The sequence below is a fragment of the Luteibacter sp. HAY1-4A genome, assembly GCF_056755355.1.
In genome coordinates, this window is the sequence record NZ_JBNDHZ010000078.1 from 1 (window position 1) to 12,072 (window position 12,072).

Consider the following 12,072-nt stretch of genomic DNA (forward strand, 5'->3'; position numbering starts at 1 on the left):
GGCGCCCCCCCCGCCCCCCCCCCCGGCCCCCCCCCCCCCGGGGGGGGGGCCCCGCGCGCGGGCGCCCCTGGCGCCCCCCCCCAAACCCCCCGCCCCCCCCCCCCCCCGCTTCCCACAGGGAGCGGTGGCGAATCCGGTGGGTTCCTTAAATGGCGTAGTGGGTTCGGTCGTCTCGGCACCGTCGGCCGCGGCCTTCGCCGGCGTGAGCGGAACTATCGTCGGGGGTCCCGGGGGCGTCGAGGCGCTGCCGCCGGTCATGGCACCCAAGGGCAGCTGGGATTACCGGGAGTCGGCATCGCAAGACCTCACCGCCGCAGCGGCACCGGAGGCGCCGAAGGGCTCGGGCGTGCTGCGCGGTGCCGTCTACCGGATCACACGTCCCGACGGCGGTGTCGAGTACACCAACATTCCGCCGGGCGGGGGCGGCAAGGGACAGAGCATCAAGATGCTCTTCACCTATATCGCCACCTGCGCGGCTTGCGACGTCCATTCGAAGATCGACTGGAACAGCGTGGCGCTCAACCTCACCTCGTACGGCGACACGATCCGCGCGGCGAGCGGGGAGTTCGGGGTGGACGAAGCCTTGCTGCGCGCGGTTATCCATGCGGAAAGCGCATTCAATCCGCGTGCGTTGTCGGTGGCGGGCGCTCAGGGCCTGATGCAATTGATCCCGGGCACGGCGCGCGACATGGGCGTGCTGGACGCGTTCGATGCAAGCCAGAACATCCGCGGCGGCGCGCGGTACCTGGCCCTGTTGCTGCGGAATTTCAACGGCAACGAGCGGCTGGCGGCGGCGGCGTACAACGCAGGCCCGGGCGCGGTGCAGAAGTACAACGGCGTGCCGCCTTACGACGAAACGCAGGTGTACGTGGAGCGTGTGGGCGTGCTGCGGAAGCGGTATGCGGAGACGCTGCGGCGGCATGCGAGTTCCGGTGTCCCGCTGGCCGACCGCGGCGCGTGACGCAGCCGATCCCGCCTTTCGCTGTAGGAGCCGCTATAGCGGCGAGGGAGTTTGCCTCGCGGCTGCACCGCTTCGTGGGCTTCTCGCCGCTGTAGCGGCTCCTACAGGGGAGTCTATGGCTGCCGCAAAGCCTGCATTGGTGCGCTCGGCGGACGCTGTGCCGGCGTAATGGTCGCCGTGAACGGTGCACCGTAGCGAAGCCCGGAAATCTGCACGGGCACGCCGGGCTTCAACGAGGCTTCGTGCCGGCGCAGGTCCGATGGATCGAGGATGTCCTCGTCGCCCAGCCGCAGCAGCACATCGCGCTGTTGGATACCCGCCAGCGCGGCGGGACCGCCGGGCGATACCTCGTTGACGACCACGCCGCGTGCCGCCGACGGTAAGCCGCTGTTGGCCGACACCGGCACCGCACCATAGTCGGCCCCGATCCAGCCGCGCACCACATGTCCGGTCTGCACGATCTGGTCGAGCACGTCGCGCGCGCTCTGCACGGGAATGGCGAAGCCGATGCCTTCCGCACCGACGGCCTGGCCGATCAGGGAAGTGTTGATGCCCACCAGCTCGCCGTGCGCATTGACCAGCGCGCCGCCCGAATTGCCGAAGTTGATCGCGGCATCCGTCTGGATGAAGTTCTCCAGGCTGGACAGGTTGAGCTGCCGGCCGATGGCGCTGACGATGCCCATCGTCACCGTCTGCCCGATGCCGAAGGGGTTGCCGATGGCCAGCACCACGTCGCCCACGCGGGGGCGGCTGTCGGCATCGGTCATGTGGATGGCGGGCAGGTTGCCGGCGTCCACTTTCAATACGGCCAGGTCGGTTTCGTCGTCGGAACCCACCACGCGGGCGCTCGCCACGCGGCCGTCGTAGAGAAGCAGCTGGATGTCGTCGGCGTTGGCGATGACGTGGTTGTTGGTCAATACGTAGCCATCGTCGCTCACGATGACACCGGAGCCGAGGTTCTGCTGGCGCCGGGTGCGCGCAGGCCCGGTGGGCACGCTGAAGATGCGCTGGAGCACCGGGTCCGAATAGAGCTCGCGCGGTTGCTCCGTCACCAGCTTGTTGGCGTAGATATTTACGACCGACGGTGCGGCCTTGGCCACGGCGTCGGCGTACGACGCGGGGCCCGATCCTGCCGCGACGGTGGATGTGGAGGTTTCCCGCGCGGCGGGGCCACCGAAGCGCTCGCGGAGGAAAGCGCCGCTGCCCGGCCAGAAAAGACCCACGACGAAGGCCACGGCCAGGCCGAGCACGACGAAGCGGGCAACGAAGGCGAGCGTGCGGGCGGCGTCTTTCATGGAAAGGGCTAGGGGATCCTGCGAACCAATACCGCATCCGGGCGGTTCCGTGGCAGCCCTGTCCCTCATCAGGTACAAGGTGGCGTTCATTTTATTGTACGTGGCTGGTGCTGACGTTACACTGACGCGATTTGCGGAAGCCGATATCCGAAAAGAGCCGGCGTTGGGGTCCGCATTCTCAATGGCATAAGTTCCGGAGAGCCTGATGGCGAACGAAGTCGTCGATCACGGGCGCCGTCGCTTCCTAACCGTAACGACAGCAGTTGTCGGCGGGGCGGGAGTGGTCGCGGCGGTCGTGCCCTTCATCAAGTCGTGGGAACCGAGCGCAAGGGCAAAGGCAGCGGGGGCGCCTGTCACGGTCGATATCAGTGCCATCGAGGCGGGCCAGAAGGTGACCTTCGCGTGGCGCAGCCTGCCGGTGTTCGTCGTCAATCGCACGAAGGACCAGCTGGCGCAGCTGAAGGGCCTCGAGCCCCGGCTGCTCGACCCGTCGTCGTCGGACGCCGCGCAGCAGCCCAAGTACGCCACCAACGAAACCCGCTCCATCAAGCCGGAGTGGCTGGTCGTCATCGGCCTGTGCACCCATCTGGGCTGCGTGCCGGACTTCGTGCCCGACATCAAGCCCGAGCCGTTCGACGCGAACTGGAAGGGCGGTTTCTACTGCCCCTGCCATAAGTCACGGTACGACCTGTCCGGCCGCGTCTTCAGCGGCGTGCCCGCGCCGAAGAACCTGCCTGTGCCGCCGTACCACTTCGTGGACGACACGCACATCCAGATCGGCGTCGATCCGAAGGAGGCAGGCTGATGGCTAACGTCTTTTCCCGCATCGGCGACTGGGTGAACGAACGCGCGCCGAACCTGGCGCCGACGTACCGGAAGCACATGACGGAGTACTTCGCGCCGAAGAACTTCAACCTCTGGTACTACTTCGGTTCGCTGGCGCTCCTGGTCCTGGTCAACCAGATCGTGACCGGCATCTTCCTCACCATGAACTACAAGACGAGTGCGCTGGAAGCGTTCAACTCGGTCGAGTACATCATGCGCGACGTGGAATGGGGCTGGCTCATCCGCTACATGCACTCCACGGGCGCCTCGCTGTTCTTCGTGGTGGTGTTCCTGCACATGTTCCGCGGCATCATGTACGGCTCGTTCAAGCGTCCGCGCGAGCTGGTCTGGATCCTCGGCATGCTCATCTTCCTCGTGCTGATGGCCGAGGCGTTCATGGGCTACGTGCTGCCGTGGGGCAACATGTCGTTCTGGGGCGCGAAGGTGATCATCTCGCTGTTCGGCACCATTCCCTACATCGGCGGTTCGCTGGTGGAGTGGATCATGGGCGACTTCCTGCCGGCCGATGCCACGCTCAACCGCTTCTTCGCATTGCACGTGATCGCGCTGCCGCTGGTGCTGTTGCTCCTGGTGGTGCTGCACCTCGCCGCGTTGCACGAGGTGGGTTCCAACAACCCCGACGGCGTCGACGTGAAGCACGGGCCGAAGGGCAACCGGTGGAATCCGGAGAAACCCATCGACGCCATTCCGTTCCATCCGTACTACACGGTGAAGGACCTCGTGGGCGTCGGTTTCTTCCTCACCATCGCCGCGTTCATCATCTTCTTCGCGCCTACCTTCGGCGGCTGGTTCCTCGAGCACGACAACTTCACCCCGGCGAACAACCTCGTCACGCCGAGCCACATCAAGCCGTCGTGGTACTTCACCCCGTTCTACGCGATCCTGCGCATGATCCCGTCCTTCTTCGGCACGGCGATCTGGGGCGTCATCGGCATGTTCGGCGCCATCCTGCTGCTGGCGCTGCTGCCGTGGATCGACAAGGGCGAAGTGCGCTCGGTGCGTTATCGCGGCCTCGGTTTCCGCATTGCCCTGGGCGTGCTGGTCGTCAGCTTCCTGGCCCTGGGCCTGGTGGGCGCCGGCGTCACCGCCGAGGTCATTCCGGAGTGGTTCCCCGGTGCGGACGTCACGACCTGGGAAAACGCCTTCGGCCGCCTCATGGTGCTGGGTTACTTCGGTTTCTTCGTATTCGTGTGGGTCTACACGCGCTTTGGTTTCGAGAAGACCAAGCCGGTTCCGGAACGGGTGACGATGCATGATTAAGCGCACTATCTCCTCCATCGCCCTGGCGCTGGGCCTCGCCGTCGCCACCATTCCGGCCCTCGCTTCCGAGGGCGAGGGCCTGGCTCCCGCGGGCACCAACGTTCGTGACCAGGCTTCGCTGCAGCGTGGCGCCAAGCTGTTCTTCAACTACTGCGTCGGCTGCCACTCGCTGAAGTACGTGCGTTATTCGCGCCTCGCCTCCGATCTCGGCCTGTCCGAGGACGAGGTCATGAAGAACCTCAACTTCACGGGTGCCAAGTTCGGCGAGCCGGTCATTTCGCACATGCCGGCGGAAGACGCGAAAACCTGGTTCGGCAAGGATCCGCCGGACCTCTCGCTGGAAGCCCGCGCCAAGGGCGTGGACTTCATCTTCAACTACCTGAACTCGTTCTACCTGGACCCGACCCGTCCGGTGGGCTGGAACAACACGGTCTTCCCGAATGCGTCCATGCCTAACCCGCTGTGGGAGCTCCAGGGCTTGCAGACGGCCGTGCACGGCGAAGCCGCGCCGGGGCAGGAAGCGGTGGTCGAGAAGCTGCAGATCTCCACGCCAGGCCGCATGAGCCCCGAGGAATTCCGGGGCGCCACCCGCGACCTGACCACCTTCCTCGAGTACGCGGCCGAGCCCGCCGCCCTCGAGCGCCAGTCCGTCGGCGTCTGGGTCATCCTGTTTCTGGCCGGTCTGACCTTCCTCCTGTACCTTCTGAAACATGAGTACTGGAAAGACGTCCACGAAAGTCACTGACTGACGTCCCCGCGGGGCGGCCCGGCGGCCGCCCCGCTATCGTTGTGGGAGTAGGGAGGGAGATCGAAAGCATGGTCCAGAATGCACGTTCGCGTTCGGCGCTGACGCTTTACACCAGCGCCGACGACATCCATTGCCACCGCACGCGTCTCGTGTTGGCCGCCAAGGGCGTCGCCTACGACCGGATCATCCTGAAAGCCGATCAGCCCACGCCGGACCTGCTGGAGTTGAACCCGTACGGCACGCTGCCGACCCTGGTCGACCGCGATCTCACCCTCTACGACCCCGCGGTGGTCGTCGAATACCTCGACGAGCGTTACCCGCACCCGCCCCTGATGCCGATCGACCCGCTGTCCCGGGCCCGGCTGCGACTCGCCACGTGGCGCATCGAAAACGACTGGCTGCCGGAGATCGAAGCTATCGGTGAGGGCGGCAAGGCGGCCGACGGTGCGCGGAAAAGGCTCCGTGAGCACCTGTTGATGACCGTCCCGCTGTTCCGTGCCTCGCGCTTCTTCCTGAACCCCGAGATGAGCCTCATCGACTGCCTGGTGGCCCCGGTGGTCTGGCGCTTGCCCCACCTGGGTGTGGACCTCGGCAAGGACGGCAAGCCGATCGTCGACTACGGCGAGCGCCTGTTCCACAGTCAGGGCTTCGCCCGCAGCCTCACGCCGGAAGAGCGTGACATGCGGCCGGACTTCACATTCGCAGCCGGTTAGTACCCCCCGGCCGGCCCTATCCCTTAAACTGTCCTCTGGCCTTGCCCTGCCGGGGCATCTGGTGATTCCCGACCCATACCGGCGGGTACGACGAGGACGGTTTCCATGGATACGAACGAAAGCGCGGGCATGACTTCCAATCGCCCCTACCTGCTGCGGGCCATCTACGACTGGATCAGCGACAACGGTCTCACGCCTTATGTCCTGGTGGACGCGGCCCAGCCCGGCGTCCAGGTGCCGGCGCACGTGGTGAAGAACGGGCAGGTGGTGTTGAACCTGGCCATGCGGGCCGTGGCCAACCTCGACCTCGGCAACGACAGGATCTCCTTCCAGGCCCGGTTCTCCGGGGTCAGCCAGTCCATCGTGATCCCGGTGCAGGCCGTGCTGGCGCTCTACGCCCAGGAAAACGGGCAGGGCATGATGTTTCCGGCCGACGAGAACGACGCCCCGGCTGCGAATGCCGCGGAAGCCTCCGACGAAGCGAACGAATCGACTCCTCCCACCGGCGGTGACGACGACCGCCCGAAACGCGGCGCGCCCCACCTGCGCGTAGTGAAGTAAGCCAGCCGCTCCTACAGATTTACGTCGCGCAGGCGCCGTCTGCGTCAGTGCAGGCGCCGCCTCTCGGCGAGCGATACGACATTCCCTGTGTGTACGAACGCATCCGTCGCAACGACGGTTTCGAGTTCCGGCGCGCCCGACATCGGCAGTGAGAAGCTGGCGACGTCGTTCCCGGCCATCCACAACCGTGCCGCCTGACGCGACTGACCGTCCTCGCTCACTTCGAAGCCGTAGCAACGCTCGAGGCGTCGCACCCCATCCACACCCTGCCAGCGAAGGGCGCGGAGGCCCACGCTCTGGTCGAGCAGTTGCAGGCCGTGCCGCTTGCACAGCGCGAGGGCGGCGCGCGCCGCGATCTCCCGTGCCCGCGTCAGCCGATACCAGGTGGCCACGGCGGCGGCGAGGACGAGCAACCAGATGAGGTCGTTGATGGAAGACATGGAACCAGTGTGTGGCCGCACCGCGCCTACGACAAGTCCTGCCGGATGCCTCCGTACGGGAGGCCCCACACGTCAGGCGAAATCGAGGCGTAGCGAGAGGTCGACGGCCCGCACGTTCTTGGTCAGCGCACCGCTGGAGATGAAATCCACGCCGGTCTCGGCGATCGCGCGGATCGTGTCGATCTCGACATTGCCCGACACTTCGAGCGGAATGCGGCCCGCGGTGTACGCCACGGCCTCCGCCAGCATGGCTGGCGTGAAATTGTCGAGCAAGGCGCGGTCGGCGCCGGCGGACACGGCCTGCGCCAGTTCCTCCAGCGTTTCTACCTCCACGATGAGGGGCAGGCTCGGGTGGATGGTGCGTGCGGCACGCACCGCCGCCGGAATGCCGCCTGCCGCGATGATGTGGTTTTCCTTGAGCATCATCGCGTCGAACAGCCCGATACGGTGATTGGTGCCGCCGCCGCAGCGCACCGCGTACTTCTGGGCGCGGCGAAGCCCTGGGATCGTCTTTCGTGTGTCGAGCACCCGCGTGCGCGTGCCTGCGATCGCGTCGACGTAGCGCGAGGTCACGGTGGCCGTGGCCGACAACAGCTGCAGGAAATTCAGGGCCGACCGCTCGGCCGTGACCAGCGCGCGGGCCTTGCCGGCCAGGCGACAGATCGCCGTACCCGCTGCGACGCGGTTGCCGTCGTGAACGAGCCATTCGATGCGCACCTCGGGGTCGAGCTTGCGGAAACAGGCATCGAACCAGGCCGAGCCGCAGAGCACGGCATCTTCGCGACAAGTGAGCACCGCCGTGGCGGTGGCATTCGGATCCAGCAGGTCGGCCGTCGCATCGCCGGGGCCGATATCCTCGGCGAAGGCGCGTTCCACATCGGCAAGGATCTCGCTGGCCGGCGGAAGCGCCTCGGCCAGGTGTCGCCCATCGGAAGGACTCATCGTGCAGTAGCCAGTTGAGAAGGCCGCTACCTTACCACCACAAAGTCCGCTGCCCGCCCTGCTTTTTGGGGGAGCTTTTTTTGCGGGAGCTTTGTGCAGGGCTCTGTGTGGGAGCCGCTTCAGCGGCGATGGGCACTCGCGACAAGCCTGCCCGCTGCCGCGGGATCGCCGCTGAAGCGGCTCCCACAGCCCTGCTTTAGCCCTCGGGCTGCCGAAGCTTCTCCACGATGGCGTCCATCGCGCGGTCGAAGAGCAGGGTGGAATCGAGTACCCGGGCCGTCCCGCCCGCGAAGGCCTGCGCGAGGCCGGCGAGGCTGTGGTCGGCCACCTTGAGGCCGCGGCGGTTCACGAACAGGTAGCGGCCGCTGATCGGGCTGATCCACGACAGCTTCGCGCGATCGGTGGTGCCGTCGGGCGCCGTGAATTCCAGCCACTGGCCCACCTTCAACTCACGCGCCTGCGTCAGGTAACGCTCGTCGAAAGCCTCGTCGGGCAGGGAGTCCACTTCCTCGTCCGGTTCAGGCGCGGCCACCGGCTCCTCGATGGCCTGGATGGCCTCGGGCAACGGCATGACGCTGGAGACGATGGTTCCAGAGGCCGTTTCCGGCGCGGCTTCGCCAAGCTGCTGGCGGTAGAACGCATGCAGTTGACCAAGCAGTTGTTCGGTGTCGGTTTCCTGGAACGCCACGGCCGCGAGGCCTCGGCGCAGTGCGCGCTCCACGCCCGGCAGCATGGCGCGGAGGTCGCGGCGGCCGTTGAGGTCGTGCACTGGCCGGGCGCTGGCGATGAAGTCGTCGATGAAGCGGAGCGAATCGCGGAATTCGTGCGATTCCTCGCCCTGGCGCAACAGGGTGAGCACGATGTAATTGGCCCACGCACGCGTGAGTACGCCATAGATGAGCGGCGGCAGCGATGCGCCGCCGATGCGGCCCACGATTTCCTGGGCGGCGCGGCGGCGGGCCTGCTCGAGCTTTTCGCGGCCGCGCGTGGACTCCGCCACGCGCTGCTCGGCGAGTTCGGCACGCTTGCGGCTGACGTCCAGGAAGTCCTGCAGTTCGGCGGCGAGCTTCGTGAAGATGCCCACGTCGTCGTCGAAGTCGTGCAGCAGGCGCTCGACGATGGACTTCACCTTGTCGAACAGGCGCCCGTCGCGATCGGCTTCGACCGACCAACCCTTGGCGGCGTCGGCCAGCGCGTCCAGCAGCTGGCGCGCCGGATGCGTCTTGTGCGCGAACATCCGCCGGTCGAGCAGGGCCACCTTGAGGTAGGGGATCTGCAGGCGCGCGAGCATCACCTGCATCTCGGCCGGCAGGTTGTGGTCTTCGAGGATGAACTCGAAGAGCATGCCCACCAGGTCGATGGTGTCTTCGTCCATGCCCGACACGTGCGCGGTCTGCTGGCCGCGCAGCTGGCCGATCTGCGCGAGCAGTTGTTCCTTGAGCTGCGCCACGTCGCGAGTGACATCGGCCTGGGTGGCCAGCTGCGCCGCCTGGTTGGGAAGCGCGGTGATCTGGCTCTGCAGGAGGGTGAGCGCGCCGAGCAGTTCGGTCGGACTGGGCAACGGCCCGGTGGCGAGCGGCGCGCCGGTCGGCACCCCCGCGTCGCCGCGACGTGCGGAAAACAGGGCGTGCAGCGATTGCATGAATTCCGCGGCGGCGGCATCTGTTACGGGCGCGGCGGCTTGTGCCGGCGCCCCGACTGCGGACACCGGGCCGATGGGTGCCGGCGCATCGCTGCGGCGCGTTGGAATCTCGTGGCGCAACTGCGGCAGCACGCCTGCGGCGGCGAGCTCGTTGTTGATGTCGTCGTAGAGTTCGTCGATGCCCGCGAGCACGTAGCGATCGAACAGCTTGTAGATGATCAGCTTGACGCGGACTTCCACCATCAGTTCGCGCATGGCCTGCCGGAAAGCGGCGGCAAGGGAGGCCGGGCCGACGGGATTGGTAGCGTCGTCCATCCTGGCGCCACCGCAGATCACCGACAGGCGCTGGTTGACCGCAAAAAGAGCGCGCGCAAGGCGCTGCTCGTTCTTGCCGATCATGCTGGTGATGGCCAGCGATTCCTCGAGTTCGTTCTCGCCCACTAGGCTGAGTTCGATATTGGCGAGCGGGCGCGCGCCGGTGTCCGCGTCGGGCGCATGCGTGCGGCCCGAGGAGAAGTCGGCCAGATCGCGTGCGACCTGGCCAAGGAAAGTGCGCTCCACGATGGCGCGCTTCTTGCGCACCTCGCGCATGCCGTCGAAGAACTGGGTCTGCGCGGCATTGTTCTCGGCCTTCTCGGCCAGGTCGAACAGCGCGTCGTCGATGTTCTCGAACATGTTCGAGGCCAGCGCGTGCAGCCGCTTGGTCGCCAGGCCACGCACCGTGACCAGCAGCGCGCCCACGCGTTCGCTGCGCGGGTCTAGGCGCTGACTAAGGTCCACGACGTTGGACGGCTCGCTCGCGTTGTTCATCGCGCATCCTGGATGTGTTTCTGGCCCCCGCCCGAGGCGCCATTGTGCGGGAACGAATGCTTTATAGCGTGACCCGCGTCACGGATTTTGTGCGCGACTGCTTTCCCGAGTAAAGCCCGCCAGTTGCAGGGTGCCGATGCCGGCCTCGGGAAGCATGACCGGAATGCCGTCTTCCACCCGGTAGACGACCTGGCCGTCGGTGGTGATGAGGCCCTCGGAGAGAGGTTCGGCCACTTTCTCGCCGGCCACGGTGTCGACCGAGCCGGCGCGGATGGCGTCGTTGAGCTGGTCGCGCTCGGCCGCCGAGAGCGGGCGGAGGGGACGCTTGCTGACCGGGCAGCAGAGGATGTCGAGAAGGCGCTTGTCCATGGAATTGGCCGCCGGAGGGGGCCACCTGATGAAAGGAATGCCTTTACAATAGCGACTTTTGGGTGCTCCGGCCATGATTTCCAACGGCGGTAACGAAGCGGACGCGCCACGCGTAGGCGTGGTCATGGGGTCGCGTTCGGACTGGGAAACGATGGAGCATGCCTCCGCCACGCTGACCCGCCTCGGCATCGTGCACGAGGTGAGGGTGGTGTCCGCCCACCGCACGCCCGATTTGCTTTTCGACTATGCGGCCACGGCGCGCGACCGGGGCATCCAGGTGATCGTCGCCGGTGCCGGCGGCGCCGCCCACCTTCCCGGCATGCTGGCCGCGAAGACACCGTTGCCGGTGCTGGGCGTGCCCGTGCAGTCCAAGGCCTTGAACGGCATGGATTCCCTGCTTTCGATCGCGCAGATGCCCGCCGGCATTCCCGTGGGCACCCTCGCTATCGGCCGCGCGGGTGCCGTGAACGCCGCCCTGCTGGCCGCGTCGATCCTGGCCCTGCACGACGCCGACGTCGCGGCCGCCCTGGACGAGTTCCGTGCCGGGCAGACCCGCTCCGTGCTCGACGACCCGGATCCGCGCACGTGAGCCGCACGTTTCCCACTGTAGGCATCCTCGGCGGCGGCCAGCTTGCCCGCATGCTGGCGCTGGCAGCGTCTCCGCTGGGCGTGCGTACGCTCGTGGTCGACCCGTCGATGGACGCCTGCGCGGGCCAGGTCACCGAGCTGATCGGCGCGGACTGGAACGATGCCACTGCCCTGGCCGATTTCGTCCGACGGGCAGACGTCGTCACCTTCGATTTCGAGAACGTGCCGGCCGCCACGGCGGAGCGCCTCGCCGGACAGGTCGCCGTCCATCCGAATCCTCGCGCCCTCGCCGTGGCGCAGGACCGCCTGGCGGAGAAAACCCTGTTCCGGGAATCGGGCCTCGACACCCCCGAGTTCGCCCCCGTCGATACGCGCGACGACCTCGTCGCGGCGGTCGAGCGCATCGGACTGCCGGCCATCCTCAAGACGCGTCGCCTCGGGTACGACGGCAAGGGCCAGTTCCGCCTGAAGACGCCAGCGGACATCGATGCCGCCTGGGCAGCGCTGGGGGAGGCGGCGGCGAAGCACGGCCTGATCCTCGAAGCCTTCGTTCCTTTCGACCGCGAGCTCTCCGTGGTGGCCGTACGCGGTCGCGACGGCGAATTCCGCACGTGGCCGCTCACCCGCAACTGGCACGTCGACGGCGTGCTGTCGCTCAGCCTCGCGCCGGCTCCCGGCACATCCGACGAACTCGAGCAGGCCGCCATCGCGCAGGCTCGGGCCATCGCCGAACGGCTCGATTATGTCGGCGTGTTCGCGCTGGAGCTTTTCGTCCGCGGTGGCGAATTGTTGGGCAACGAAATGGCGCCGCGCGTGCACAACTCAGGGCACTGGACCATTGAAGGCGCCCACACCAGCCAGTTCGAGAACCACGTGCGCGCGGTGCTGGGCCTGCCG

13 protein-coding genes are annotated in these 12,072 nt (G+C 67.0%); 8 read left to right on the forward strand and 5 right to left on the reverse strand.

Features of this window, described 5'->3' with window-relative positions:
* The first annotated feature begins 136 nt into the window (after positions 1 to 136).
* Positions 137 to 961, forward strand: coding sequence for a lytic transglycosylase domain-containing protein (locus ACPYOD_RS18340; RefSeq protein ID WP_481303140.1), 825 nt, complete (start codon positions 137 to 139; stop codon positions 959 to 961).
* Between the two features lie 113 nt (positions 962 to 1,074).
* Here the strand turns inward: ACPYOD_RS18340 and ACPYOD_RS18345 are convergent, their stop codons facing one another.
* The gene (locus tag ACPYOD_RS18345; RefSeq protein ID WP_481303141.1) at positions 1,075 to 2,256 is read right to left on the reverse strand and encodes a S1C family serine protease; all 1,182 of its coding nucleotides are present in this window, start codon (positions 2,254 to 2,256) and stop codon (positions 1,075 to 1,077) included.
* A gap of 205 nt (positions 2,257 to 2,461) precedes the next feature.
* On the opposite strand from ACPYOD_RS18345, the gene petA reads away from it, so the two are divergent.
* From petA to ACPYOD_RS18370, 5 genes are all read left to right on the forward strand, one after another.
* Complete coding sequence (gene petA / locus ACPYOD_RS18350) at positions 2,462 to 3,061, forward strand: ubiquinol-cytochrome c reductase iron-sulfur subunit (protein ID WP_481303142.1); 600 nt, start codon at positions 2,462 to 2,464, stop codon at positions 3,059 to 3,061.
* Positions 3,061 to 4,362, forward strand: coding sequence for a cytochrome b (locus ACPYOD_RS18355; protein WP_481303143.1), 1,302 nt, complete (start codon positions 3,061 to 3,063; stop codon positions 4,360 to 4,362). The genes petA and ACPYOD_RS18355 overlap by 1 nt, the downstream gene beginning before the upstream one ends.
* Positions 4,355 to 5,107 (forward strand): cytochrome c1, encoded by a 753-nt coding sequence (locus ACPYOD_RS18360; RefSeq protein ID WP_481303144.1) that lies wholly within the window; start codon positions 4,355 to 4,357, stop codon positions 5,105 to 5,107. Before ACPYOD_RS18355 ends, ACPYOD_RS18360 begins: the two co-directional genes overlap by 8 nt.
* A gap of 71 nt (positions 5,108 to 5,178) precedes the next feature.
* Positions 5,179 to 5,823 carry a glutathione S-transferase N-terminal domain-containing protein gene (locus ACPYOD_RS18365; protein ID WP_481303145.1) on the forward strand — a complete coding sequence of 215 codons (645 nt, stop codon included), beginning with the start codon at positions 5,179 to 5,181 and terminating at the stop codon, positions 5,821 to 5,823.
* 129 nt (positions 5,824 to 5,952) lie between these two features.
* Positions 5,953 to 6,384: a ClpXP protease specificity-enhancing factor gene (locus ACPYOD_RS18370; RefSeq protein ID WP_481303146.1), complete on the forward strand. Its 432-nt coding sequence runs from the start codon at positions 5,953 to 5,955 to the stop codon at positions 6,382 to 6,384.
* Between the two features lie 44 nt (positions 6,385 to 6,428).
* Here the strand turns inward: ACPYOD_RS18370 and ACPYOD_RS18375 are convergent, their stop codons facing one another.
* From ACPYOD_RS18375 to ACPYOD_RS18390, 4 genes are all read right to left on the reverse strand, one after another.
* The gene (locus tag ACPYOD_RS18375) at positions 6,429 to 6,824 is read right to left on the reverse strand and encodes a DUF3301 domain-containing protein (protein ID WP_481303147.1); all 396 of its coding nucleotides are present in this window, start codon (positions 6,822 to 6,824) and stop codon (positions 6,429 to 6,431) included.
* Between the two features lie 72 nt (positions 6,825 to 6,896).
* Complete coding sequence (gene nadC, locus ACPYOD_RS18380; RefSeq protein ID WP_481303148.1) at positions 6,897 to 7,766, reverse strand: carboxylating nicotinate-nucleotide diphosphorylase; 870 nt, start codon at positions 7,764 to 7,766, stop codon at positions 6,897 to 6,899.
* Between the two features lie 196 nt (positions 7,767 to 7,962).
* Positions 7,963 to 10,218: a DUF1631 domain-containing protein gene (locus ACPYOD_RS18385; RefSeq protein WP_481303149.1), complete on the reverse strand. Its 2,256-nt coding sequence runs from the start codon at positions 10,216 to 10,218 to the stop codon at positions 7,963 to 7,965.
* Positions 10,219 to 10,296: 78 nt separating this feature from the next.
* Positions 10,297 to 10,587 carry a Trm112 family protein gene (locus ACPYOD_RS18390; protein ID WP_481303150.1) on the reverse strand — a complete coding sequence of 97 codons (291 nt, stop codon included), beginning with the start codon at positions 10,585 to 10,587 and terminating at the stop codon, positions 10,297 to 10,299.
* A gap of 73 nt (positions 10,588 to 10,660) precedes the next feature.
* On the opposite strand from ACPYOD_RS18390, the gene purE reads away from it, so the two are divergent.
* Entirely contained in the window at positions 10,661 to 11,176 is a 516-nt protein-coding gene (gene purE, locus ACPYOD_RS18395) for a 5-(carboxyamino)imidazole ribonucleotide mutase (protein ID WP_481303151.1), read from the forward strand.
* A partial coding sequence (locus ACPYOD_RS18400) for a 5-(carboxyamino)imidazole ribonucleotide synthase (protein ID WP_481303152.1) occupies positions 11,173 to 12,072 on the forward strand: 900 nt, incomplete at its 3' end. The genes purE and ACPYOD_RS18400, both read left to right, overlap by 4 nt.